The sequence below is a fragment of the Acinetobacter sp. 22301 genome, from assembly GCF_052045285.1.
In the GTDB taxonomy this organism is placed as follows: Bacteria; Pseudomonadota; Gammaproteobacteria; order Pseudomonadales; family Moraxellaceae; genus Acinetobacter; species Acinetobacter pittii.
The window spans coordinates 753,439-776,420 of the sequence record NZ_JBQEOR010000001.1; the positions used below are offsets into that span (position 1 = coordinate 753,439).

General features: G+C 37.7%; 28 protein-coding genes. 2 read left to right on the forward strand and 26 right to left on the reverse strand.

Annotation, left to right across the window (positions count from 1 at the left end; all coding sequences use genetic code 11):
• Positions 1-98 precede the first annotated feature (98 nt).
• Both ACTJJH_RS03495 and ACTJJH_RS03500 read left to right on the forward strand, forming a co-directional pair.
• On the forward strand, positions 99-1,646 hold the full coding sequence (locus ACTJJH_RS03495) for a flavin-containing monooxygenase (protein WP_440600745.1): 1,548 nt from the start codon (positions 99-101) through the stop codon (positions 1,644-1,646).
• Between the two features lie 46 nt (positions 1,647-1,692).
• Positions 1,693-2,604, forward strand: coding sequence for a lysine exporter LysO family protein (locus ACTJJH_RS03500; protein WP_325792935.1), 912 nt, complete (start codon positions 1,693-1,695; stop codon positions 2,602-2,604).
• Here the strand turns inward: ACTJJH_RS03500 and pyrF are convergent.
• The 26 genes from pyrF to rsmG form a co-directional block, all read right to left on the reverse strand.
• Positions 2,601-3,299, reverse strand: a complete 699-nt coding sequence (gene pyrF, locus ACTJJH_RS03505; protein WP_025466022.1) for an orotidine-5'-phosphate decarboxylase — start codon at positions 3,297-3,299, stop codon at positions 2,601-2,603. The genes ACTJJH_RS03500 and pyrF overlap by 4 nt on opposite strands.
• Positions 3,300-3,472: 173 nt before the next feature.
• Positions 3,473-3,838: a lipopolysaccharide assembly protein LapA domain-containing protein gene (locus ACTJJH_RS03510; protein ID WP_002121360.1), complete on the reverse strand. Its 366-nt coding sequence runs from the start codon at positions 3,836-3,838 to the stop codon at positions 3,473-3,475.
• Positions 3,839-3,863: 25 nt separating this feature from the next.
• Positions 3,864-4,166: an integration host factor subunit beta gene (locus tag ACTJJH_RS03515; RefSeq protein ID WP_002121337.1), complete on the reverse strand. Its 303-nt coding sequence runs from the start codon at positions 4,164-4,166 to the stop codon at positions 3,864-3,866.
• 156 nt (positions 4,167-4,322) lie between these two features.
• Positions 4,323-5,996, reverse strand: coding sequence for a 30S ribosomal protein S1 (rpsA, locus tag ACTJJH_RS03520; RefSeq protein WP_002121348.1), 1,674 nt, complete (start codon positions 5,994-5,996; stop codon positions 4,323-4,325).
• A 111-nt stretch (positions 5,997-6,107) separates the two neighbouring features.
• Positions 6,108-6,788: a (d)CMP kinase gene (gene cmk, locus ACTJJH_RS03525; protein ID WP_440600746.1), complete on the reverse strand. Its 681-nt coding sequence runs from the start codon at positions 6,786-6,788 to the stop codon at positions 6,108-6,110.
• A gap of 10 nt (positions 6,789-6,798) precedes the next feature.
• Positions 6,799-7,239 (reverse strand): SRPBCC family protein, encoded by a 441-nt coding sequence (locus ACTJJH_RS03530; protein WP_014206600.1) that lies wholly within the window; start codon positions 7,237-7,239, stop codon positions 6,799-6,801.
• A gap of 70 nt (positions 7,240-7,309) precedes the next feature.
• The gene (tadA, locus tag ACTJJH_RS03535; protein WP_440600747.1) at positions 7,310-7,813 is read right to left on the reverse strand and encodes a tRNA adenosine(34) deaminase TadA; all 504 of its coding nucleotides are present in this window, start codon (positions 7,811-7,813) and stop codon (positions 7,310-7,312) included.
• Positions 7,814-7,818: 5 nt separating this feature from the next.
• Positions 7,819-8,943, reverse strand: coding sequence for an enoyl-CoA hydratase/isomerase family protein (locus tag ACTJJH_RS03540; RefSeq protein WP_014206599.1), 1,125 nt, complete (start codon positions 8,941-8,943; stop codon positions 7,819-7,821).
• A complete protein-coding gene (ung, locus tag ACTJJH_RS03545) occupies positions 8,940-9,653 on the reverse strand; it encodes a uracil-DNA glycosylase (protein WP_005069527.1) in 714 nt (237 codons plus the stop codon). Before ung ends, ACTJJH_RS03540 begins: the two co-directional genes overlap by 4 nt.
• Before the next feature lie 53 nt (positions 9,654-9,706).
• Positions 9,707-10,303 (reverse strand): 6-pyruvoyl trahydropterin synthase family protein, encoded by a 597-nt coding sequence (locus ACTJJH_RS03550; RefSeq protein ID WP_002121363.1) that lies wholly within the window; start codon positions 10,301-10,303, stop codon positions 9,707-9,709.
• A gap of 228 nt (positions 10,304-10,531) precedes the next feature.
• Positions 10,532-11,491: a type II secretion system minor pseudopilin GspK gene (gene gspK / locus ACTJJH_RS03555; protein WP_440600748.1), complete on the reverse strand. Its 960-nt coding sequence runs from the start codon at positions 11,489-11,491 to the stop codon at positions 10,532-10,534.
• Positions 11,492-12,307: a type II secretion system minor pseudopilin GspJ gene (gene gspJ / locus ACTJJH_RS03560; protein WP_440600749.1), complete on the reverse strand. Its 816-nt coding sequence runs from the start codon at positions 12,305-12,307 to the stop codon at positions 11,492-11,494.
• Positions 12,307-12,687 (reverse strand): type II secretion system minor pseudopilin GspI, encoded by a 381-nt coding sequence (gene gspI / locus ACTJJH_RS03565; protein ID WP_017482272.1) that lies wholly within the window; start codon positions 12,685-12,687, stop codon positions 12,307-12,309. Before gspI ends, gspJ begins: the two co-directional genes overlap by 1 nt.
• Positions 12,677-13,231: a type II secretion system protein gene (locus ACTJJH_RS03570; protein ID WP_002121405.1), complete on the reverse strand. Its 555-nt coding sequence runs from the start codon at positions 13,229-13,231 to the stop codon at positions 12,677-12,679. Before ACTJJH_RS03570 ends, gspI begins: the two co-directional genes overlap by 11 nt.
• Positions 13,232-13,237: 6 nt before the next feature.
• Positions 13,238-13,846 carry a TetR/AcrR family transcriptional regulator gene (locus ACTJJH_RS03575; RefSeq protein WP_057085321.1) on the reverse strand — a complete coding sequence of 203 codons (609 nt, stop codon included), beginning with the start codon at positions 13,844-13,846 and terminating at the stop codon, positions 13,238-13,240.
• A gap of 36 nt (positions 13,847-13,882) precedes the next feature.
• Entirely contained in the window at positions 13,883-14,656 is a 774-nt protein-coding gene (locus tag ACTJJH_RS03580; protein WP_069140376.1) for a TatD family hydrolase, read from the reverse strand.
• Positions 14,657-14,673: 17 nt separating this feature from the next.
• On the reverse strand, positions 14,674-15,015 hold the full coding sequence (locus ACTJJH_RS03585; protein ID WP_002121335.1) for a PilZ domain-containing protein: 342 nt from the start codon (positions 15,013-15,015) through the stop codon (positions 14,674-14,676).
• 10 nt (positions 15,016-15,025) lie between these two features.
• The gene (locus ACTJJH_RS03590) at positions 15,026-16,006 is read right to left on the reverse strand and encodes a DNA polymerase III subunit delta' (RefSeq protein ID WP_440600750.1); all 981 of its coding nucleotides are present in this window, start codon (positions 16,004-16,006) and stop codon (positions 15,026-15,028) included.
• Between the two features lie 13 nt (positions 16,007-16,019).
• Positions 16,020-16,781 (reverse strand): 3-deoxy-manno-octulosonate cytidylyltransferase, encoded by a 762-nt coding sequence (gene kdsB / locus ACTJJH_RS03595; RefSeq protein ID WP_440600751.1) that lies wholly within the window; start codon positions 16,779-16,781, stop codon positions 16,020-16,022.
• 9 nt (positions 16,782-16,790) lie between these two features.
• Complete coding sequence (lpxK, locus tag ACTJJH_RS03600) at positions 16,791-17,801, reverse strand: tetraacyldisaccharide 4'-kinase (protein WP_440600752.1); 1,011 nt, start codon at positions 17,799-17,801, stop codon at positions 16,791-16,793.
• A 2-nt stretch (positions 17,802-17,803) separates the two neighbouring features.
• Positions 17,804-19,531, reverse strand: coding sequence for a lipid A export permease/ATP-binding protein MsbA (gene msbA, locus ACTJJH_RS03605; protein ID WP_320124020.1), 1,728 nt, complete (start codon positions 19,529-19,531; stop codon positions 17,804-17,806).
• Positions 19,528-19,956, reverse strand: coding sequence for an ExbD/TolR family protein (locus ACTJJH_RS03610; protein WP_320124021.1), 429 nt, complete (start codon positions 19,954-19,956; stop codon positions 19,528-19,530). The genes msbA and ACTJJH_RS03610 overlap by 4 nt, the downstream gene beginning before the upstream one ends.
• A gap of 15 nt (positions 19,957-19,971) precedes the next feature.
• Positions 19,972-20,607 carry a MotA/TolQ/ExbB proton channel family protein gene (locus ACTJJH_RS03615; protein WP_126645190.1) on the reverse strand — a complete coding sequence of 212 codons (636 nt, stop codon included), beginning with the start codon at positions 20,605-20,607 and terminating at the stop codon, positions 19,972-19,974.
• A 50-nt stretch (positions 20,608-20,657) separates the two neighbouring features.
• A complete protein-coding gene (locus tag ACTJJH_RS03620) occupies positions 20,658-21,545 on the reverse strand; it encodes a ParB/RepB/Spo0J family partition protein (RefSeq protein ID WP_017399496.1) in 888 nt (295 codons plus the stop codon).
• Complete coding sequence (locus ACTJJH_RS03625) at positions 21,542-22,324, reverse strand: ParA family protein (RefSeq protein WP_002121458.1); 783 nt, start codon at positions 22,322-22,324, stop codon at positions 21,542-21,544. The genes ACTJJH_RS03620 and ACTJJH_RS03625 overlap by 4 nt, the downstream gene beginning before the upstream one ends.
• A gap of 21 nt (positions 22,325-22,345) precedes the next feature.
• Complete coding sequence (gene rsmG / locus ACTJJH_RS03630) at positions 22,346-22,978, reverse strand: 16S rRNA (guanine(527)-N(7))-methyltransferase RsmG (protein WP_002121443.1); 633 nt, start codon at positions 22,976-22,978, stop codon at positions 22,346-22,348.
• Between the last annotated feature and the right edge of the window lie 4 nt (positions 22,979-22,982).

The window sequence follows — 22,982 nt, forward strand, 5'->3', positions numbered from 1 at the left end:
GAAATGTTTTACTATAAAGAAGCAAGAAAATTAATTGCCGAATCTATCAATTTTCACGTCGATACAATCATGTTTAAACTGATTAAAAAACGTTAGTCTTGCGTGCAATCCTCTTTTCAGCTTATGCAGGGTTTCCAATGCTAAACGCAAAGCAAGATGCTATTCAAAAAACTAAAATTGCTATTATTGGTGCTGGCTTTGGTGGCCTAGCAATGGCAATCCGTTTACTACAAAATCAACAGCAAGACTTTGTTATTTTAGAAAAATCAAATGATGTCGGTGGAACTTGGCGAGAAAATCGTTATCCAGGTGCAGCATGTGATGTTCAATCTCATATGTATTCATTGTCTTTTGCACCAAAAACAGATTGGACAAAACGCTATGCAGAGGGACCAGAGATCTTTAATTATATTCAAGACATTACACAGAAATATAAAATTAAAGATTACTGTAAGTTTAACCATGACGTAACTCATGTCCAATATGATGAAACACGTCATGTCTGGACTCTAGATTTTAATGACCAACCTTCTATAGAAGCTCAATTTGTAGTTTTTGCATCTGGTCCCCTACACATCCCACAAATTCCTCCTATCAAAGGGATTGAAAAATTTAAAGGAAAAGTATTTCATTCCTCAAAATGGGAACATGACTATGATTTAAACGGAAAGTCAGTCGCATCTATTGGTACAGGTGGTAGCGCAATTCAATATATTCCTGAAATAGCCAAAGATGTTAAACAGCTCTATGTATTTCAAAGAACAGCTGCATGGGTAATACCACGAGATGAGCGCAAATATTCAAGCTTAAGTAAAGCATTATTCAAATCTTCTAATATTTATCGCCAGATTCATCGTAGTCGTCTTTACTGGAGTAATGAATCTCGCGTTGTACCCATTGTCCAACCTCAAATCATGAAGTATGGCCAAAAATTGGCAGAAGCATTCATCCGTTTTCAAGTTAAAGATAAAGAGTTAGCAAAAAAACTCACACCTGACTTTGTTATGGGATGTAAACGTATTCTTATCTCAAATAAATACTTTCCTACCTTTAACCGAAAAAATGTTGAGCTAGTAACTGATAGTATTCAAGAGATCAAAGAAAACAGTATTGTTACTAAAGATGGTCGAGAACGACGTATTGATTGTTTAATTTACGGTACAGGGTTTATTACTGACCCACGTATTTATTTAAAACATTTCACATGTATCGGACGCAATCAAATCGAGTTAAAACAAGCATGGAAAGATGGTGCTGAAAGCTATTACGGCATTATGACTAAAAACTTTCCCAACCTATTCCAACTGGTAGGCCCTAATACAGTTCTAGGTCATAATTCGATTATTTTTATGATTGAATCTCAAGTAAATTACATTTTACAGCTTATTCAGTTAGTAGAAGAGTCTGGTCAAAAAGCAATTGAGATCAAACCAGATGTTCAAGATGCTTTTAACGAACGTGTTCAAAAGCAGCTTCAAGGAACTGTATGGCAAGCTGGTGGGTGTAGTAGCTGGTATCAATCTGCCGATGGTAGAAACTTTTCACTATGGCCAACTTACACATGGAAGTATTGGTTAGAAACTCGTAAAGTTAAGCCCAATGACTACTTACTTTTAAATAAAAGCTCACAGAGCTATGCAGCTTAAAATGTTCAAGACATAATAGGTAGGTTGATAACAATCTACCTATTATATGCAATCTTTTTATCTCATTATTCAAATCTTTTTAGCACTTGCTTCCGGTTATTTCCTAGCACCCAAACTATCTCTAAATATCCGACACTTTATATTTAAAATACTGCCCTATTTTTCTTATATTCTCTTAGCGAGTGTCGCTTTGGAATTAACCTTGGCACTTGATCAAATCGAGAATCCTTCTGCCATACTTCCACCCGCTATTATCATTGCTCTTACCACGTCTTTTGGTTCGTTCTTTACGTGTTTATTGGCTTATACAATTTTTGATAAACAAAGCGTCAAAGGAAAAATCTCCCTACAACTTTTTGTAAATGCTTTAAAGAATATTGCGAAGGCTTTTTTTGCATTAGGTGTCGGTGTTTTATTCGGCGCTATCATTACTCAATTCACCTCACATATCGCATTTAATAGCTGGTATTTATTATTACTTTTTATTTTCTTAATTGGTATTGAACTTGCCTTTACCCACTTTAACCGCACTTGGTTAAGCTGGAAGATTTTAATTGTACCGTTAGCTGCTTTTATAGGGTCATGTATAGCGGGCTTTTTGAATTACTATTTACTTCACAAACATTTTACACTTAATGAAACTTTAGCTTTAGCACAAGGTTATGGCTGGTATTCAATGTCAGGGATTTTATTTACACAATTACACTCGGCAGAACTAGGTGGAATTGCCTTATTAACTGACTTATTTAGGGAAATCGTTGCTATTTTTCTAATGTATACCATGGGTTGGCGTTTTCCACGCCCAGCTATCTCAAGCGCTGGAGCAACCTCAATGGACGTTACCTTAGCCATGGTAAAACAGTCATGTGGCACACATTATGTACCACATGCCATGATGAGTGGCTTATTATTAAGCCTACTCGCGCCGCTATTAATTAGCTTATTTATAAATTTTTAGGCAATTGAAGCAAGAATAGATTTCAACATTTCTGTTGGCTTTTCTGCTTTAGTAATCGGTCGACCAATTACCAGATGAGTAGAGCCATCAAGCATAGCTTGCTTTGGAGTTACAATACGTTTTTGGTCATCTGCATTAGAACCTTCTGGACGAATACCAGGTGTTACTAAAGAGAAGTCTTGCCCAATTAATTCACGAAGAATCTTAGCTTCTTGAGCTGAACAAACCACTCCATCCAAGCCACTTTCTTTCGTTAAATTAGCCAAGCGCTTTACATGCTCTACTGGCTCGACATCTAAACCAATATCTTTTAAATCTTCACGACCCATTGATGTGAGTACTGTCACAGCAATAAGTTGGGTTTGATAGTTACCCGCTTTTAAACGCTCCACACAGGTTTCCATCATTTTACGGCCACCTGAAGCGTGAACATTTACCATCCATACACCTAAATCAGCCGCTGCACATACTGCTTGAGCTGTAGTGTTTGGAATATCATGAAATTTAAGATCAAGAAAAACTTCAAAATTTTGTTCTTGCAGTTTTTTTACAACAGATGGGCCTTCATGAGTAAAAAGCTCTTTACCCACTTTTACACGACATAAAGCAGGATCAAGCTGTTCAACAATTTTTAAAGCGTCATATTGGCTTTTTGCATCTAACGCAACAATGATACTCAAGAGACTTTCTTCCATCATATAAAATCAGCGTTATTATAATAGACAACTCATGAAGGAATAAAGGAATGTAGAGAGCTGCTTTCCAAAATTAAAGCGATAAAAAAGCATTTATATTTAGAAGAATAAAAGAAGAGATAAAATTTAGAGAGATACTACTCTTTACTCATTAATAAAGAGTAGTATGGGGATTATAGCGGAGTAGAATTTTTATCTTGCGGATAAATATCTACAACGGTTTTTTCATGTCTTACATTTGCAGCTGCTTCAGCCGCTGCTAATTGAGCACTTTGGATTTGTTCTTTTCTTAAATGGTCAATATCTTTACGCAGGCGTTTAATTTCCCAACCTTTTTGGAATACTCTGAAAACCTGTACACCAAGTAAAAGACCGACCACTGTTCCTAGTACTAATGTGAGTAGCAATAATAAGCCTAAACGCATAGCTGGAACTTGGGTAAATAACAAATCAACAGAAAGTTCTGTTGGATTCTGCAAAACAAGTGCTAAAGAATAGCCAAATACAACAATAAGCAATGCAATTAAAATATAACGCATAGGCACCCCGACTTATAAATTTTATTTATTTCCCAGATTCGTTTACTGCGTCACGAAGGGCTTTTCCGGGTTTAAAATGTGGAACAGCTTTAGCTGCAACTTCAACTGATTTTCCTGTTTTAGGATTGCGACCAACTCTTGGATCACGGTGGTGTAAAGCAAAGCTACCAAAACCACGGATTTCAATTCGATTATCAGTTGATAGTGCTTCTATCATTTGATCAATCATAATTTTAACCGCCTCTTCCACCAAAGGTTCAGCTAAGTGTGGGTTTTTTAGCGCAATGCGTTCAATCAAATCAGACTTATTAAGAGCTTCAGTAGTCATCTACGACCTCGTTATTTATTGCTACTCTATGTCGTTCGATAATAACCTGTTTAAATACAAAACGGTAGCGCAGTATGTTGAATACTAGGCTACCGTTTACAGTAATTTGTATAAAAAGTACAATTCCGTTACATGAAACTGTACTTTGTTAACTTATTACTTCATTTGTGCTTTGATCAAGTCACCAATAGTCTTAGGACCATTGTCTTGACTTGTAGTTGCTGTACGTAAGCTAGCAACTGCTTCTTTCTCTTCAGCTTCGTCTTTCGCTTTGATAGACAAGTTGATAGAGCGAGATTTACGATCAACGTTGATGATCTTCGCTTCAACTTCTTGACCAACTTCTAAGAATTTAGTCGCATCTTCTACGCGGTCACGGTTGATTTCAGAAGCTTTAAGAGTTGCTTCAACTTCGTCAGCTAACTTAACAGTTGCACCACGAGCATCAACTGCAGTTACAGTACCTTTAACTAAAGCACCACGTTCATTAGCAGCTAAGAAGTCATTGAACGGATCGCTGTTCAATTGTTTGATACCAAGGCTGATACGGTTACCTTCAGCGTCTACAGACAAGATAACTGCTTCAACAGTGTCACCTTTCTTGTAACGACGAATAGCTTCTTCACCTTGCTCGTTCCAAGAAATATCAGACAAGTGTACTAAACCGTCGATACCGCCGTTCAAGCCAATGAAGATACCAAAGTCAGTGATAGACTTGATAGTACCAGATACTTTTTCGCCTTTCTCATGAGCTTTAGCAAACTCTTCCCATGGGTTAGCACGAGTTTGTTTGATACCAAGGCTAATACGACGACGTTCTTCATCAACTTCAAGAACCATAACGTCAACTTCATCACCAATCTGAACAACTTTAGATGGGTGGATGTTTTTGTTAGTGTGGTCCATTTCAGAAACGTGAACTAAACCTTCAACGCCTTCAGCGATTTCAGCGAAACAACCGTAGTCAGTTAAGTTAGTTACGCGAGCTTTAACGATAGAACCTTTAGGGTAACGGCTCATGATCGCTAACCATGGATCTTCGCCTAATTGTTTAAGGCCTAAAGATACGCGGTTACGTTCACGGTCAAATTTAAGTACTTTAACAGTAACTTCTTGACCAACTTCAACAACTTCTGAAGGGTGCTTGATACGCTTCCAAGCCATATCTGTGATATGTAGAAGACCATCAATACCGCCAAGATCAACGAATGCACCGTAATCAGTAAGGTTTTTGATTGTACCTGTAACTGTTTGACCTTCTTCAAGTTGAGCAAGCAATGCTTCACGGTCAGCAGAAGATTCAGCTTCCATAACAGCACGACGAGATACAACAACGTTATTACGTTTAGCATCAAGTTTAATTACTTTGAACTCTAACTCTTTACCTTCAAGGTGAGTAGTGTCACGGATAGGACGAGTGTCAACTAATGAACCTGGTAAGAATGCACGAACAGGACCGATGTCAACAGTGAAACCGCCTTTAACTTTACCAGAGATAACACCAGTAACGATTTCGCCATCTTCAAAGATTTTTTCAAGTTTAGTCCAAGTTTCAGCACGCTTAGCTTTTTCACGTGATAAAACTGTTTGACCCATACCGTTGTCAAGAGCTTCAACAACTACGTCAACAGTATCACCAACCTGAACTTCAAGTTCACGTTGTTCATTTAAAAATTCAGCACGGTCAACAATGCCTTCAGACTTTAGGCCAGTGTCAACAGTTACCCAGTCGCTATCGATGTTTACAACAACACCTTGGATGACTGCACCCTTTTCAACGTTGAGGTTTAATTCACTTTCTTCAAAGAGGGCTGCAAAAGATTCGGTCATGATATACCTGATAAATTCAGCGGTCTTGGATCAGACAAGGCCGGTTTAGTTAAGTATCAACATAGTCTTTATAGACTGATCAAGCTATGCTTCAACTGATAATTCTATTTACTAAATAGTACGGCTATCGACATAATCAACCATTAACTTAAATACCTGATCGATCGTTAATTCCGAACTATCAATGATATAAGCATCTTTGGCTGGCTTGAGCGGAGCAACTTCTCGCTCCATATCTCTTTTGTCTCGTGCCTGTATATTAGCTAAAATGTCGTTTATTTTAGCATCTAGCCCCATACCCTGCAACTGTTTTACTCTTCGCTCAGCGCGCGACTCAGCCGAAGCGGTCAGATAAATTTTGGCATTAGCTTCTGGAAAGATAGAGGTTGCCATATCACGCCCATCTGCAACTAAACCAGGACTTTGCGCAAAAGCTCTTTGTCTTTCAAATAGTGCCTGTCTAAGCTCTGGAATCACTGCAACTTTTGACGCATACTCACCAACTCGCTCTGTACGGATTGTTTGAGATACATCTTCGCCATCTAAGATGACCAAAATCCCTGAGGTAGACGTTTCAAATTTAATGTCCAGTTGACGTGCATATTGAATGCATTCATCAAGCTGACTGTCTAATTTCTCTAATAAATCGTGTTTATGTAATGACAAGCCTAACAAACGATATAAGGCACCCGAATCAAGTAAATGATATTGATAATGTGCTGCAAGTTTTGCGGCCAATGTTCCTTTACCCGAACCACTCGGACCATCAATAGTAATAATTTGAACTGTCATTGAACTCTCACTAAGAAGCAAATGCTTTAGCTAATCTCGAAAAGCCTAGTGTAATGGCTAGTTTTAGCTGTGCAAGGATTAATTTACTGACCACTGGCGCTTTTGCCGTTAACTCGATGCGGTATGTAACTAAGGTAATGTATGGAGTAATCTCAGAAAACTCGATTCTACCTAAATGGTGTTTAATCAAAGGATTGTCTATTAATTTATACTCAATACTTTTATTTTCTTCCAACAATGTAATTTCTTCTTTAAGTGGCTTAATTGGACCAAATCCCATACGTCGAATTGAGCCTAAACCATCAGGTCTTTTAGAATCTGCGGAGTCTTTAACACGCACAACTTGTAAAGGTGCAAAAGCAGTATTGTAAGTTGAATGCTTAGAGAGCAAATTAAATACATCAGTAAGAGGAGCATTAAATTCTTTTTCTACGGTAATTACATTACGCATTGGATCGTCCTTATTAAATAGAATCATGACATTAAAACCGCGTTAGTTTGCCATAAGAGTATGTTAATTTTTAATCATTTAAGGACGTTTTTTGTTGTTTCTCGTGTTTCTTTTGCTCACGCCTTTGTTTAAAAAAATGGCTAAGCTGTTGTGCACATTTTTCTTGTAGACAACCATTCTGAAATGTAAACCTATGATTATAATAACCTTGCTGTAATAACTGACGCGCACTCACCAAAGAGCCTGCTTTAGGTTCTGGCGTACCAAAAACCACATGCTTAATTCTTGCATGTACGAGCGCACCTACACACATTGTACATGGCTCAAGAGTGACATATAAAGTCGTATCTTCAGGTAATCGATAATTTTCTAAAGAGGAACACGCTGCACGGATAGCTTGAATTTCTGCATGTGCAGTTGGATCTAATAAAGTAATTGGAGCATTATAACCAGATCCAATTACTCGATTTTGGCTCACCAGAACCGCTCCAACAGGTATCTCACCCTGCTGGGCGGCTAATTCAGCTTGCTCGTAAGCAAGCTGCATCCAGTATTCATCACTATATTCAGTCATTTATTTTAGGTGATCACACCGTGTTGTCTAAGTAAGGCATTCCAGCTATCAATTGAAGTTACTGGTGGACAATCAGCCAATATACCTCTCAAGCTTAGATCGTCACATGGTTTCCATTCAGGTGATAAATCTTTATCAACTAAGCGTGCGCGAACACCTTCCACAAAGTCAGGATGACGGATTTTCCACTCAGAAATCTGAGCCTCTAGATCAAAGACCTCATCCCATGAGTGGATTTGTTTGCCCCATTGCCACAGTAACCAAGTAATTGCCGCGGTACTAGGAGATCCTTTTTGCAAATTCTCACTCGCTTGACGTAACCAATCACTGCTCGCATCACGTAAGCTAACAATAGCTTGATAGTCTTGTTCAAAATTAAAACCACGGCAAACACTATGAATTACATCAAGTGAGTTTTGCAATGGACCTGCCGCAACAGGACGGTGTAAACTATTTAAAGTATCATCAATTGCTCGGAAATCCCCTGCAGGATAATGAGCCCAATTAATATTTAAAACTTTTTGCAAAACATTATCACGCTGAGCTTCACAAATATGTGTTGCCCAACCGATGCTATACGCCCCAGCAGCAGTCATGATTGAACCGGTTAAGCCCGTAAACAAACCTATTGGACCACGATCTGCCAAGAAACGGCTCGCACCAACGTCAGGATATAAACCAATATTAATTTCAGGCATTGCTAAACGTGAATATGGTGTCACTAGACGGAATGGTGCAGCCATAAACAAGCCTAAACCACCGCCCATTACGTAACCTTCTCCCCAAACCACAACCGGTTTAGCATAATTATGTAAAAGTAGATCTAAAGCATATTCCTGCTGGAAGAACTTATTTGCGGTATCGACTTCTTGATTTATAACAAGTTGGCGTAATTTTCTAACATCACCACCTGCACAAAAAGCTTTTGGTGTGGTTGAGTCTAACCAAATTGCTTTAACCTGTTCATCGTCACGGAAATCTTCAAATACACGCAATAATGCCGTTACGATTGATTCGTCTAAAGCATGTAACGATTTAGGACGATTCAAACGTACTATACGCCAGCCGTTTTTTGCTTCTTCAACCACCAAGTCCGGGTGATAGTTATTTACATTGGGAGAGTTCATCATGCGTCCAATTGCCAGTCTATGGGCTCAATGCCATGTTGTTTCAAATATTGATTTGTTTTTGAAAACACTTTGCATCCAAAAAATCCCCCTCTATTTGCAGCAAGAGGTGATGGATGTGCGGCTGTTAAAACCAAGTGTTTATCTCTATTTATACGTTGTCCTTTGCGCTGTGCATAAGCACCCCACAAAATAAATACTATATGTTGTCTCTGTTCATTTAGAACATCAATAACTTCATCAGTAAATGCTTCCCAACCTTGCTTTTGATGTGAGGTTGGCTGTCCAGCTTCAACAGTAAGCACGCTGTTCAGTAAAAGTACGCCTTGCGTAGCCCATTTTGTTAAGTCACCATGGCGAGGAGCTGGAATACCCAAATCTGTATGTAATTCATGAAAAATATTGCGCAAAGATGGTGGTAATGCAATACCTTTTTGAACAGAGAAACTTAATCCATTCGCTTGGTTTGGCCCGTGATATGGGTCTTGCCCTAAAATCACAACTTTCACATCAGCCAGTGGTGTGGTATTTAAAGCATTAAAGATCTGTTTACTAGGCGGATATATTATTTTCTGAGCTTGTTTCTGTTGAAATAAGAAATCGCGCAAACTATCCATCTGAGGACTTAATAGAAAAGGTGCTAAAGATCTTTTCCAACTTTCTTCTAATTGAACTTTACTGAGTTTATCTTGCTGTTGCTCAGTTAATTGCATTAATGTCATCCTAGATCAATTTTCAATTCTACAAATAAAATAAGTAATTCGATTTATACTTCGACTTGCAAATCAACTTGAGGATTATTAAATTTAATCCCTTTTTTCAAGTCTTCATACATTTGTGGATTTGCCCACTCTATCTGAATTTGTTCTGAAAAAACAATTCCATCAAGACTTAAAATACCCATTTGTTCGTTTTGAATATCTTCAATAAAGCTTTGAGCATATCCAGTATCAGTCTCATGAACAATAACAGAATATACTTCAACATCACCTTCCCCATTTTGAGTGACTGTTGATTGTAAAACTTGCTGAGCTAGATAAAAGAAAATACGTGAAAACTGTTCAGCCGACGGTGAAACAGGTAAAGAAATCCAACGAGCACTAAAAGTCTGACATGCATCAATATATTGAGAATCATCTTTTTCCCAAAAACAAATTGCGTGATCAAAGCTATCGAATAAGTCTTTTATTACTCCTTTTAGGAGTCCAAAATCATAAACCATTTGCCCATGATCTAATTTCGAAGCTTTAAGCAATAACTCAACTTTATAGCTATGTCCATGAATTGATCGCTTACAACGATCCGATGTACAGTTACGTACAACATGTGCATTTTCAAACTTAAATAACTTACGAATTAACATGTGCCAAATCGATCATTCCTTCTAAGAACATTATTATAAAGCAAAAGACGAAAATTTCGCATCACTTTTCAATTAGAAACAATTAGCAAAAAGTATGATAAGACTGATGAAGAAATATCGAATATACACATATAGACAGTTTATATTTACTTTAACGTTTAACTTGAGAAAAATTTATAATTACAAACTTCAAAAAACATCCAAAGTAAATAAATCATAAATTTTCAATTAGTTAAAAGGTGCCATTTTTCTAGAATATACATAAACCTGCTTATCACTGCGCATTAAGGCACTTGTAAACTGTCTTTTCCTATTATTCAACACAACCTCAATTTGTGCTTGAAAAAAGTTCGACTTCACATCTAAAAGACTACTAACTTCAGTTTTCTTTTGCGCATCAACTGCTGAAAAAGCACTCAATTGCCATAATTCATCAATATTTTGAAAGAACTTTAAATTCTTTTGGCGTAATTGAAGTTCTTTTTCTATAGTCCCTAAATCTAATTTTTGATCAATACTCGCTAATATTAATGGTGATGCGGTATTAATATTCACTTTTGTATTTTCAGGTAATGCAGAAATGTATGGTGCAATTAAATCATATTTCTTGCCTTCAAAACCTCTTACCAATTTCAACTCTTCTATACGATGAAATTTAGCATTTGAAGCTAAATAGCCAGGGTCAAGTCCTTCATAATAATTACTTTCTGCCCCCATAGGTCCAGATGGTTCGTCATCTGGATCTTGCCAATCAATAACTGCTTGACTTAACTCTGCTGGCAATCCTACACGCACAAGCAATCGCTCAAACCAATTTTTAGCAGCTTCGTTTATCTTGCCTTCATTGGTCGTTAAATTGTTTAGATTAAATTTTCCTGACTCATCTAGTAAGCGCCCCGATACGGCTCCATCTTCTATTGGGAAAGGTGGCATTGGCTGAGCCCAACTTTCCTTTAAATGATCGATACCACCAGCATTATTTGCATCTTGAATTAATAATTCAGAAAAAAAAGCTTCTGCACTTTTTGCATAGAGTAATGACTGATTTTGACGCATCAAATAACCCGTATTTTCCATCGTATTAGTTTGATGCTTTGCGATAGAGGCAGCTAAAATTGTAGCCAAAGCAACCATTATCAAAATTGTGAGTAACGCTACACCTTGCTGATTTTTTTTATAGAGTAACATTTATTGACCTCCCTGTTTGGAGAGCAATAAGTCACCTTGGTTTAAGCTATAAATCCACTCATAACTTACACCTGCAACCGTGAGTTGCATTTTTATTCCTTTTGGCAACTTCCTAAATTCATCAGGTTTTGTAGGGTCAATATTAACTTCAGGCCACTTTGTTACTTCTTGAGGTGTCAAAACCATAATTTGAAATTGTTCAACTTGGCTCAACAGCGTACTTGATAAGGGTTGCTCTCTATTTGAAGTATTTAAGTTACTATATTTAAGGCGATAAAGCTTTTTTTGATCAGGATCATATCGATATTCGATACGCTCAAAAGATGATAATCCTTGCTTTAATGGATCAGTAACACCTGCCTTACTAAAGCGGAGAACTTGATTATCAATCTCTAAAGCTGGACGTAATTGCCCGCCTTGATTGGCTGATAAAGGTATAATTTGCAATGTATCACGCAAAACTTGTTGATAAGCATCTTGTAATTCAAATAGCTGCACTTCATGTTGAGTATTACGATCACGGACTTTTAGTAAATAATCAAAAACCTTCCAACCCAACAAAGATAAAATAGCAAAAATTGCAATCGCAACTAAAAGCTCAACTAAAGTAAATCCTGAGGCACGAGTTAATCGAGCACTGCTCGATCGTGTCGCAAGATGAGAAACTATGTTTCGAGTGTGAGAGTCTTTAAAGCAATGCTTTGTCTGAGTGCAAGACGAAGAGCTTTGCTCGGAGTAACCCCTCATCATCTGCTCTGATCGTGCCGCAAGACGGGAAGCTGGGCCTGGAGAGCGAAAACTTTTATTCTTTATCATTATTTTGCTTTCATTGGATAATTAAAAAATACCAAGTGAGTAATACCATTTTGAACTTTGCCCTTATCTGAATCATATAAGCTAATTTGTAAATCTACTTTCTGAACATTCGGGCTAATTGTTGATTGTGCAGATTTGTCAATCTGCCAAGTTTCGCCTTGAGAAGTAATTTGCTTACTTTGAGTACCTTCAAGCCATTCCTGATTTATCTCCATTAAAGCAACTTCATTCATTGCCACAAACTGAGCTTTTGTTCTAAGAATTGCATTTGAGGTAGATTGAGTATATTGCATGGCTACTTTAGTTAACGCGACAGCCGCTACTGCAAAAATTGCTAAAGCAACCATTACTTCTAATAGAGTAAAACCTTTAGATTTCATTTATTTTACCCAAATGATCAATTTGTATTTCTGAACCAATTGGTTTTTGTTCAAAGTAAAACTGTATTTTCACAGTTTTAGCTTCACCGTTACCGAACCAGATTAACTGGGGAGCCTGCCCTCCAATTAAATCGGTATTCGTAGCTTTTGAATAGTTTTGCTCATCTAAAGGTTGTATTGTAAACGATACATGTTTAGGCAACTGACGTGTATTAAACTCAGAATATTTCTGCCAGCGATTTTTTAAATCTTGGACCTGTAATTTACTCTGATCGTGATACTCATACAATTCATAAGAAAATGGTGAAACATCTGTTTCACTGAGAGTAGATAAAGCTAAAACACGAGACTGATCAAGCGACTCTTTACCAATCTTATGCATATCAAGCAAAAATAACTCTCTTGCTTGCATCGCTTTCTTTTGGTCAACCCCACCTATGTTGAGTACAACTAGAGAGGTCATAATCGTCATAATAACAATCACCACCATCACTTCTATGAGAGTAAAACCTTTTTGGGATTTAAGTGGTGATTGAGATTTCATATCGACCTAAGCATATTGCTCAATAGCTTGTTTAGGTAAGGCTAAAGCCTGATCAATATAAGCCACTCTTAAAGTGTCTCTTGAACCTAAATATCGTTGATAAAAACTTGAATTGAGAATAGCTGCTGCACCATGAGTTAATGACCAAATAGAAGCAAGATAATCTCGTGTAGGCATATTGCTTTGAATAGATTCCAGGTAATGGTCTGTCATCCGAATGATAATTCGCAATCTCTGTTTACGCACTTGATAAAGTTCATGAAAAAGATGATGAACGCCTTGAGCAGTGATTGAGAGTTTTTCTTCAATTTGATGAAATAAAACTGTTCGTTCAGGATGATGTAAATGATGCAACATGAAAAAGGCTAAATGCTCTGGAAAGGCTTTTTCAGTATCTTGAACCATTTCAAGTAACATACGCTCATTACGAATAATCAACAGCATGTACAACTCATCTTTACTTTGAAAGTGTTTGTACAAAGTTCCTTTTGCTAAATCAAGCTCAGCAGCCAAGACATCAAGTGTCATTCCGGCTTCGCCATTTTCTAGCAATAATTGTTCCGCAACCTGAAATATTAATACTTCTCTTGCTCGGAACTGAGCCTGACGATCCATCTTCACGCAATTACTCTCTTATATAGTTTCTATAACCTAAATCGCTTTTAGCAAGTTCTCAAAATTTTGTGAGGTGATCATTGCAATTTCCTCAACCGATTTATCATATACATCACTGAGCGCTTTGGCTACATAAGGCACATATTTTGGTTCATTTGTTTTACCACGATATGGGACAGGTGCTAAATACGGGCTATCTGTTTCAATTAAAAGGCGATCTAGTGGGACCTGTTTAGCTACATCGCGCAAATCCTGTGCATTCTTAAATGACACAATACCTGAAAAAGAAATGTAATAACCACAATCAAGCACAGCTTTAGCAGTTTCCCAATCTTCAGTAAAACAATGCAGAATCCCATGTGTTGAGTGTTCAGCACGGATAATATCTACCGTATCATGCTTTGCTGATCGGGTATGAACGACAACTGGTTTTTTTACAATTTTTGAAGCTTGGATATGTCTTGCAAAACATGCTTTTTGCTCTTCAATAAAATCTGTACTGTGATAATAGTCCAGTCCAGTTTCACCTAAAGCCCATACTTTTTCTGATTGAGCCAATTCAACCAAATATTCAGTTGTTGCACGTGCCATTGTGTCCACATCCTCACAAGGGTGTACACCTACCGTATAACCAACATCTGCATGTTTCTTTGTAATCTCAGATAGTGCAATATGGTCATCGAGATCAACGGAAATTGCCATAAACTTAGACACTCCTTCTGCTCGCGCCGCTGCAAGCGCAAGGTCCAGATCACCGTTATAAGGCGTTAAATCTAACATCGTTAAATGGCAATGCGTATCAACAAACACTTTTCTTTCCTATTTAATTACATCGTATAACTTGGACGATCTAGAGACATACTACCAGCCAAAACTCGTTCTGCCTCTGTTTTATAGTAAATTCCCTTATCTCCGCTTAACTGAATAGCAAAACCTTGAGGTTTAAATCCACTTTGCTTATGGGAGATCCAGATTACCTTACCTGTTAGAGGAATTTTTTGAGACTGCTCAGGCAAAGTCGCTAAAATGAAAATTTCTTGTCCCATCTTTACCTTTTGTTTTGATGGTACGAATAGGCCCCCACCTTGCACATATCCCATATAGCTTGCTTGCAAAGTAGCTTTATCAGGAATATTTACCTGAATAATCCCCCCCATTTGCGGCTGCATAGTTTTCCCCTTAAATATTCATTAACGTTATAAATAATTGATCAATAATAAGTTGGCTTTGTACATTTTGTTCAACAAGCTTTTTTGCTTGCTGTAATTCACTATAAATATTAAATAAGCTTTCTAAATCATAATATGGGCTTAACTGATCAAAATCTAAATCAGTATTTTTCTGTGGTTGGGTTAGCTTGACACAAATTAAATCACCCAACAAGTATTCAAAAAGCATTATAAAATCATTAAAACTTAATTCTTTTTGCCATTTGCCTGAGAAAAATAAAGGCATATTTTTTTGAGCAACAATTTTAAGCCAATCATTTAAGAAAACTTGCCTTTTCGCAAACCAGTCACTTTGAGCAATTTCTATTGCTTGTAAAGGCATATCATTAGATAAGCCAAGCAGTAAATCGGGCTGCACTTCCGCAAGTTCAGATAAATGCTCATTCAAATAAGAAGTAGCTTGCTCATATGAAATACGATCTAAAGCGAAATGTTGCAATCGGCTACGAATAGTGGCCGGTAGTTTAAGATAGTGATCAGCTAATAAAATTAAAACAACACGCTCGCCTGGTTCTTCTAAAGTCTTTAGCAAAGCATTTGAAGATGCCAAATTAAGTGCATCTGCAGGCTCAATCACAATAACGCGCCAACCTTCTCCCGTTTGTTGTACGAAAGGTAGTAAGTCACGGATCTTTTCTATTTTAATTTTTGCATTCTGTTTTTTATTTTCTTCATCCGTTGTGATATGAACATAATTGGGATGAGTGTCTGATTTTAACCATTGGCAACTACTACATTCACCACAAGGGCCCTGCGGCTGCTTATTTAAACAAAGTACCCATGCCAAAAACTGCTTAGCAAAAGCATGTTTTCCACAACCTTGCTTGCCGTAAAATAAGAGACCATGTCCAATATTGGGAAACCTTGTTGTCAAGGTGTCCCATGTTGTTTGCTGCCAAGGATAAACCTTTGAAGTTACATTCGGATTCATTAAAAATTAACGCTTATTCAAAAGATTCAACAGGCATACTATTTAAGCGATCAAGATCAGCTTGAGTGTCCACACCTGGTGGTAAATTGGCTTCGGCTACAGCAATTGCAATTCGATGACCATTTTCCAAAACACGTAATTGTTCAAGGCTCTCCAACTTTTCAAGCTTCCCCATATCCCATGTTACGTATTCTTGTAATAAGTTCACTCGATAAGCATATAAACCTAAATGACGAAATGCTTGTGAATGTAAAGTCGGTTCATCATGCTTAGCCCCATCTCGATCATAAGGAATGGTAGCCCGACTAAAATATAAGGCTTCATTTTGTTTAGACATGACTACTTTCACAATACTGTCACGCTGGAACTCATCTAAAGTATGAATCGGCTCACACAACGTCGACATTGAACAATTTGGTTTATCAACCAAAAGTTTTGCAACTTGCTGAACAAGTTGAGCTGGCAATAAAGGTTCATCACCTTGAACATTTACAATAATATCGTCTGTATCCCAACCCTTAATGCGAGCCACCTCACTTAAACGGTCTGTACCCGAAGGATGATCAGCGCTGGTAAGAACTACATCAATTCCATCTGCACGGCAGATCTCAGCAATACGTTCGTCATCTGTTGCCACGCACAAATCATCAAAACCTTCCACTTTTTTTGCCTGATCCACTACACGTAAAATCATAGGACGGTTATGAATAAGCAACAATGGTTTACCTGGCAAACGCGAACTTGAGAAGCGTGCTGGAATGATGATGTGTTTCATTTTTTCTTCCTAAGATAATTGAATATCAAGTTCTTGCAATTGCATTTTTAAAACCTGATAACACTGTGTAGACAGGACAGCTTTAACAGGAACTACCCAAATAGATTGTTTAAATTCAGGATGTTTTTCAAGTAATGGTAATAGTTTAACTGCATCTTTTTCAGTTGTAATAAGTGGCAGCTCGTCATTAAAAATTAAATCATTGATTGTGTAATCATGATGATCGCGAAATGCATGCTCTTGGAATTGCTTCACCCCTAGATCTTTGAGTGTTTGATAAAACCGTTGAGGAAAACCAATACCAACTACAGCATGATAATTATTCTCAAGATTAAAGCTTGTTTTAGAATTAGATAAAGGGTTAAGTAAATATGGCTGTCCTGTCTCGAGATACATGTTTAATTCTGTAGCAGGTTTATGAGTATGCTCAATCACTGTTCCAGTTTCTAAACGTTCAACAGGCTCTCGCAGATAACCTTCAGGTAATAGTTTTTTATTCCCTAAACCACGATTTTGATCCAGTACAATCCACTCGATCTGTCGATCTAATGCCCAATGCTGCAACCCATCATCACTAATAATCAAATCTATTTCTGATGACTCAAGCAATAACTCTATTGCGGCCTGCCTATTAGGACCTACTGCCATTGGTACACTTGTAGCCTGAACAATTAATGCTGGCTCATCCCCAGCTTGAGCTACTTGGCCGCCCGAGGTAACCAGCAGTGGAAAAGGACCATTACCCCCATATCCCCGACTAATTACCCCTACTTTTACATTATGCTGCTGTAGATAATTCACCAGTTGTATTAGCAACGGAGTTTTTCCGCTTCCACCTACTGTGATATTACCTATAACCATCACAGGTACGGGCGCTTTATAAATTTGCTTAAAACCTGAATTATAAAGATTACGATTTAATAAAAACCCAGCCCGATACAAACAAGACAATGGACGTAAAGCAATCAACCAACTCGATTGTTTATTCCATGCATTCTGGATCAGCTGGGCTAATGACATGCTTAGTTATCCTCGAAATTACGCTGATGTAATTGATAATAAGCACCATGTTTTGCGAGGAGTTCTTGATGAGTACCTTGTTCAACAATTTGTCCTTGATCCATCACTACAATACAGTCAGCATTCTCAATTGTTGATAAACGGTGAGCAATCACAATGGTAGTGCGGTCTTGCATTGCTTCATCAAATGCTTGCTGAATGAAATGTTCAGATTCATTATCAAGAGCGCTTGTAGCTTCATCTAAAATTAATATTGGAGCATTCTTTAAAATTGCTCGAGCAATAGCAATTCGCTGACGTTGACCACCAGATAAGTTTAGGCCCTGTGCCCCTAAAACAGTATCATAACCATTTGGTAAATTCATAATGAAGTCATGTGCATATGCAGCTTTTGCAGCAGCATGAATTTCCTCATCTGAGGCACCCTGCAATTGACCATACGCAATGTTCTCACGAACGGTACGGTTAAATAATACAACCTGCTGATTTACCATTGCGATTTGTGTACGCAGACAAGAAAGATCGATGTCATTAATTGGTAAACCATCTAAGTAAATTTGCCCACTTGATAGTTCTTGGAAACGAACTAACATATTAACCAATGAACTCTTACCAGCGCCTGAACGACCAACTAAAGCTACGGTTTGACCAGGGAGAATATCTAAAGAAAAATCTTTAATAGCCTTTACGCCATCAGCATAATTTAATGCCACATGATCAAAACGAATCGCACCATTTAATTTAGGTTTCAACTGACCGTTATTTTGCTCTTCAGGCAAATCTAATAGTTCAAAAACAGAATGAGCTGCCGCCAAACCACGTTGTAACTTTTCGTTAACATCAGTCAGATTTTTTACTGGTTTTGCTAATAAACCAGCAGCTGTAATATAAGCTACGAACTCACCAGCACTTGTATTACCTAAAATCTGCGGTCGTAAAGCTAACCATACAATAAGGGCCATCGCACAAGCCATCACTACCTGAACCACCGGGCTATTCAGGTTTTGTACAATTACCATTTTTAAACCACGTTTTAAGTTTTCTTCCGATGACTTATAAAATCGTTCTTGTTCAGACTCTTCGCCAGCAAAAGTTTTTACTACAGCATTACCATTGATACTCTCTTGGACAACGTGATTTACATCACCCATCGTATCTTGAACCTGCAACGATAGCTTTCGCATACGTTTTGAAGCTTTACGTACCAATACACCAATTACGGGTAAAAACACAAAAATACACAGAGTAAGACGCCAATTGGTATAAAACAGGTAACCCAATAATCCGAGAGTAATCATACCATCTCTAACAATGGTTCTTAATGACTCAGAAGAGGCTGCCGTTAGCTGCTCAACGTTATACATAATCTTGGCAGTAATATGGCCAGATGAATTATCTAAATAATATTGTGCCGGTAATCTTAAAAGTTTGGCATAAACTTCTTGGCGAATACTAAAAACCAAACTACGTGAAATTACCGCAGTATAGTACCCTCCCATAAAAAGGCCTAAACCGCGGAAAAAAACCAATAAAATAATTAATAAGGGGAACCAATCCAAATCAGCTCTACTACTACTTTGGATTGCATCAATAATAAATTTAATCAGTTTAGCAACAGAAACTTCTGTTGCTGAGTTAATACCGAACCCGATAAGAACTAATAAGGCCACGCCCCAATAAGGTTTTAAATAGGCTATGAGACGTATATAAACCTTAAAATCTTGATTCACTCAGAAAAACCTCTAGAAGGAACTTTGGTACTAATATTGATGTTAACAAAACCGAGTTGTCCTGCTACATCCATAACGCGAATTACATCCTGATGAGACGCTTTGGCATCCGCAGCAATGATGAACATAAAATCACGGCGCTCTTGAGCAACTTGCTTAATCGCAGTACTCAGATCAGCAACCTCTTTAGACGAAAGTGCCTGACCATTTACAGCATAATGACCAGAAGAGTCTACCACGACTTCAATTTTTTGATCGTACTGTTTTGGTGGAACACCTTGTGCATCTGGTAACGTTAAATTGAGGCGACTTGGCTGATTAAAAGTAGTCGATAGTAATAAAAAAACCAAAATGAACAACAAACAGTCAATCATAGGCGTTAAATTGATATGAATGTCTTCAACCTGAGAACGTTTAAATTTCATCTGGCTATTCACCCATCACCCAACATGACGATTTTCTGCTATAGACGAGGAACGTTTATAGAACAATGAGGCATGAAATAAATTCGATTGCTGCTCTAGTTCAGCAATATAATCTTGTACTAATCTTTGGAAATAGCGATAAGCAACTAAAGCCGGAATCGCAATTAACATTCCCACAGCTGTAGTAATAAGCGCTTTAGAAATACCTGGAATCATTAAACTTGGACTACCTGCCGATCCAAAATCAATCACAAGGAATGACTCAATAATCCCGACTACTGTACCAAGCAGCCCTAATAAAGGCGCCACAGCACTCAAAGTCCCCAAGAAATTAATATTTTTCTCTAAATAAGAAATTTCTTGAGAAGCGGCTACTTCCATTTGCGCACGTGCAAATTGCTCACCATGCTCACGATGATCAAAACCTGCTTTTAAAATGTGAGCCAATGCGCTGTTTTGCACTTCTACATTTTGTTCCAAATTTTCCACAATATCTTCAGTTCTTAACGAACTATCATCAATTAATGCTTTGGGTAGAACTTGTGAACGTCTTAACCGAACAAAACGTTCAATGCTGATCGCAACAGTTAAAATTGAGCATAGAATTAAAGGCAGCATCAACCAGCCACCCGCTCTCACAAGTTCCCACATATCTTCTTCCCCAAGAATATAAAATTAGAAATATATGACCCAAATGCAAATTAATCAGGCAAACAAATATTTAAAATGCCATCTAACTCATCTAAGGTATGGTAATGAATAACAAGCTTACCCTTACCTTTTTGATTATGATCAATTTTCACATTAGCGCCAAAACGCTCTGATAATTTTTGTGTCAATTGTTCAATATCAGGTGCTACAGGTGCTTTTTCCTTCTCCTGCTTAGGCTCACTTCTATCACGCACCAATTGCTCTGTTTGACGAACAGATAGTCCTTTTTCAATTACGATTTTAGCAACGTCTAATTGATCTTTACCCTTTAACGTCAAGATAGCTCGAGCATGCCCCATATCAAGCTGGCCTTGCTGCATGAAATCTTTAATTTCATCCGCCAAACTCAACAAACGAAGTAAATTACTTACGGTAGTACGTGCTTTCCCTACTGTGTCAGCAATTTCTTGATGGCTCAAACCGAATTCATCATGAAAACGCTGCAAGGCTATAGCCTGATCAATCGGATTTAAATCTTGACGCTGAATATTCTCAATAAGTGCTAATGCAATGGCAACCTGATCATTTAAATCACGAACAATTGCAGGAATTTCAGTTAAACCCGCAAGTTGCGCTGCACGCCAGCGTCGTTCACCCGCAATGATTTCGTATGGATGTGCTTCATCATCAACTGGACGAATTACAATAGGTTGCATCACTCCATGTTTTTCAATAGAAGATGCTAACTCTTGCAAATCATGCTCATGAATAAAGCGACGTGGTTGATATTCACCACGTTTCAATAAATTTACATCAATTTGTTTCAACTGTCCGTGGTCAAGTGCCTGTGCTTCCAGCTGTAATTTTTCTTTTTGAATTGAACCAAGTAATGCATCTAAACCACGTCCTTTAGCCAATCCGCGTTTTTTGATGCTCATACTTTACTTCCTTTCTTTACTTTACTTTTCTTCAACATCTCAGCTGCAAGATTTAAGTATGCAACTGCACCTTTAGAACTTTTCTCAAAATAGATAACAGGCAAACCATGCGCCGGCGCTTCTGCTAAGCGAACATTACGCGGAACGACAGTATCATAAAGTTTTTTACCGAAATACTGTTCTAACTCAGCAGATACATCGCGTGTTAAAGCATTTCGTGCATCGTACATTGTACGTAATACACCAATAATCTCTAAATCAGGATTTAATGCCTTTTGAATACGATCTATAGTCTGGGTTAAATCAGCTAAACCTTCTAGCGCATAATATTCGCATTGCATTGGAATGATTACACTATCTACAGCTGCCAAAGCATTGACAGTAATCAAACTCAAGCTTGGCGCACAATCCACAATGATAAAATCAAATGAGTTTCGGATTTCATTCAAAGCATTTTTTAGAATGAATTCACGGCCCTCTTGTTCTGCAATAGCAAGCTCAACACCGGAAAGTTCACGATTAGACCCTAAAACTTTATATCCAACTTCTGCTTTTTGAATGGCCGTTTCAATTGGTACTTCACCAAGTAGAACATCCGTAATGGAATACAAAAGATCGTTCTTTTGAATACCAGACCCCATCGTAGCATTACCTTGTGAATCCATATCTACAAGTAATACACGTTTCTTTAATACAGCTAGAGACGCTGCAAGATTTACTGCAGTCGTTGTTTTACCAACACCACCCTTTTGGTTTGCAATCGCAATAATTTGAGCCATGGTAACCCTAATACTTTTTATTTAAATACGTTGAAGTAAAAGTAAATGACGTTGTTCATCAAGTCTTGGTACGCGCAGCTCAATCACTTTACATGAAAAGTCCTGCTTAAGTTGCTCAATTTCCTCAACTGGCACAACTCCTTTCATTGCTGCAATTATACTGCTTTGATGCAAGTATGGCTGAGCTGCATCCACAAAATCCGTTAAAGAAGCAAAAGCGCGACTTGTAATCACATCAAATTGACCAAGCTCATCAATTGTATCTTGATTTTCAACACGTGTTTGCACGGCTACTACGTTTTTTAACTTAAGGTCAGCAATAAACTGTTTCAAAAAACGAATTTTCTTACCATTTGAATCAAGTAATACACATGAGCGTTCCGGCTGACATAAAGCAATGATCATGCCCGGCATACCACCACCTGTACCAACATCAAGCAAACGGCCTGTTGGCAAATCTTTCAAAATACTTAGGCTATCTAACAAATGCTTCACTAACATTTCTTTCGGATCACGAATCGCTGTTAGATTATAAGCTTTGTTCCAAAGTACCAAAGCATCTTGATACTTCAACAATAATGTCAAAGCTTCATCGCTAAGCGATAAACCTAATTTTTGACTACCCTGTTGTAACTCTTGAAAAAACGGATGCATAAAC

Coding starts and splice junctions, on each gene's coding strand:
- tadA (WP_440600747.1), bottom strand. CDS start 7,813: ATGACTGAATATAGTGATGAATACTGGATGCAGCTTGCTTACGAGCAA.
- cmk (WP_440600746.1), bottom strand. CDS start 6,788: ATGACAGTTCAAATTATTACTATTGATGGTCCGAGTGGTTCGGGTAAA.
- ACTJJH_RS03615 (WP_126645190.1), bottom strand. CDS start 20,607: ATGTGGGAACTTGTGAGAGCGGGTGGCTGGTTGATGCTGCCTTTAATT.
- kdsB (WP_440600751.1), bottom strand. CDS start 16,781: ATGAAACACATCATCATTCCAGCACGCTTCTCAAGTTCGCGTTTGCCA.
- ACTJJH_RS03515 (WP_002121337.1), bottom strand. CDS start 4,166: ATGACTACTGAAGCTCTTAATAAGTCTGATTTGATTGAACGCATTGCG.
- ACTJJH_RS03620 (WP_017399496.1), bottom strand. CDS start 21,545: ATGAGCATCAAAAAACGCGGATTGGCTAAAGGACGTGGTTTAGATGCA.
- ACTJJH_RS03570 (WP_002121405.1), bottom strand. CDS start 13,231: ATGAAATCTCAATCACCACTTAAATCCCAAAAAGGTTTTACTCTCATA.
- ACTJJH_RS03575 (WP_057085321.1), bottom strand. CDS start 13,846: ATGGATCGTCAGGCTCAGTTCCGAGCAAGAGAAGTATTAATATTTCAG.
- ACTJJH_RS03540 (WP_014206599.1), bottom strand. CDS start 8,943: ATGATGAACTCTCCCAATGTAAATAACTATCACCCGGACTTGGTGGTT.
- ACTJJH_RS03610 (WP_320124021.1), bottom strand. CDS start 19,956: ATGAAATTTAAACGTTCTCAGGTTGAAGACATTCATATCAATTTAACG.
- ACTJJH_RS03510 (WP_002121360.1), bottom strand. CDS start 3,838: ATGCGTTATATTTTAATTGCATTGCTTATTGTTGTATTTGGCTATTCT.
- ACTJJH_RS03550 (WP_002121363.1), bottom strand. CDS start 10,303: ATGTTAATTCGTAAGTTATTTAAGTTTGAAAATGCACATGTTGTACGT.
- ACTJJH_RS03500 (WP_325792935.1), top strand. CDS start 1,693: ATGCAATCTTTTTATCTCATTATTCAAATCTTTTTAGCACTTGCTTCC.
- ACTJJH_RS03585 (WP_002121335.1), bottom strand. CDS start 15,015: ATGCAGCCGCAAATGGGGGGGATTATTCAGGTAAATATTCCTGATAAA.
- ACTJJH_RS03530 (WP_014206600.1), bottom strand. CDS start 7,239: ATGCGTAATGTAATTACCGTAGAAAAAGAATTTAATGCTCCTCTTACT.
- gspK (WP_440600748.1), bottom strand. CDS start 11,491: ATGTTACTCTATAAAAAAAATCAGCAAGGTGTAGCGTTACTCACAATT.
- lpxK (WP_440600752.1), bottom strand. CDS start 17,801: ATGTCATTAGCCCAGCTGATCCAGAATGCATGGAATAAACAATCGAGT.
- ung (WP_005069527.1), bottom strand. CDS start 9,653: ATGCAATTAACTGAGCAACAGCAAGATAAACTCAGTAAAGTTCAATTA.
- rpsA (WP_002121348.1), bottom strand. CDS start 5,996: ATGACCGAATCTTTTGCAGCCCTCTTTGAAGAAAGTGAATTAAACCTC.
- gspI (WP_017482272.1), bottom strand. CDS start 12,687: ATGAAATCTAAAGGTTTTACTCTATTAGAAGTAATGGTTGCTTTAGCA.
- ACTJJH_RS03590 (WP_440600750.1), bottom strand. CDS start 16,006: ATGAATCCGAATGTAACTTCAAAGGTTTATCCTTGGCAGCAAACAACA.
- rsmG (WP_002121443.1), bottom strand. CDS start 22,978: ATGCATCCGTTTTTTCAAGAGTTACAACAGGGTAGTCAAAAATTAGGT.
- pyrF (WP_025466022.1), bottom strand. CDS start 3,299: ATGGAAGAAAGTCTCTTGAGTATCATTGTTGCGTTAGATGCAAAAAGC.
- gspJ (WP_440600749.1), bottom strand. CDS start 12,307: ATGATAAAGAATAAAAGTTTTCGCTCTCCAGGCCCAGCTTCCCGTCTT.
- ACTJJH_RS03625 (WP_002121458.1), bottom strand. CDS start 22,324: ATGGCTCAAATTATTGCGATTGCAAACCAAAAGGGTGGTGTTGGTAAA.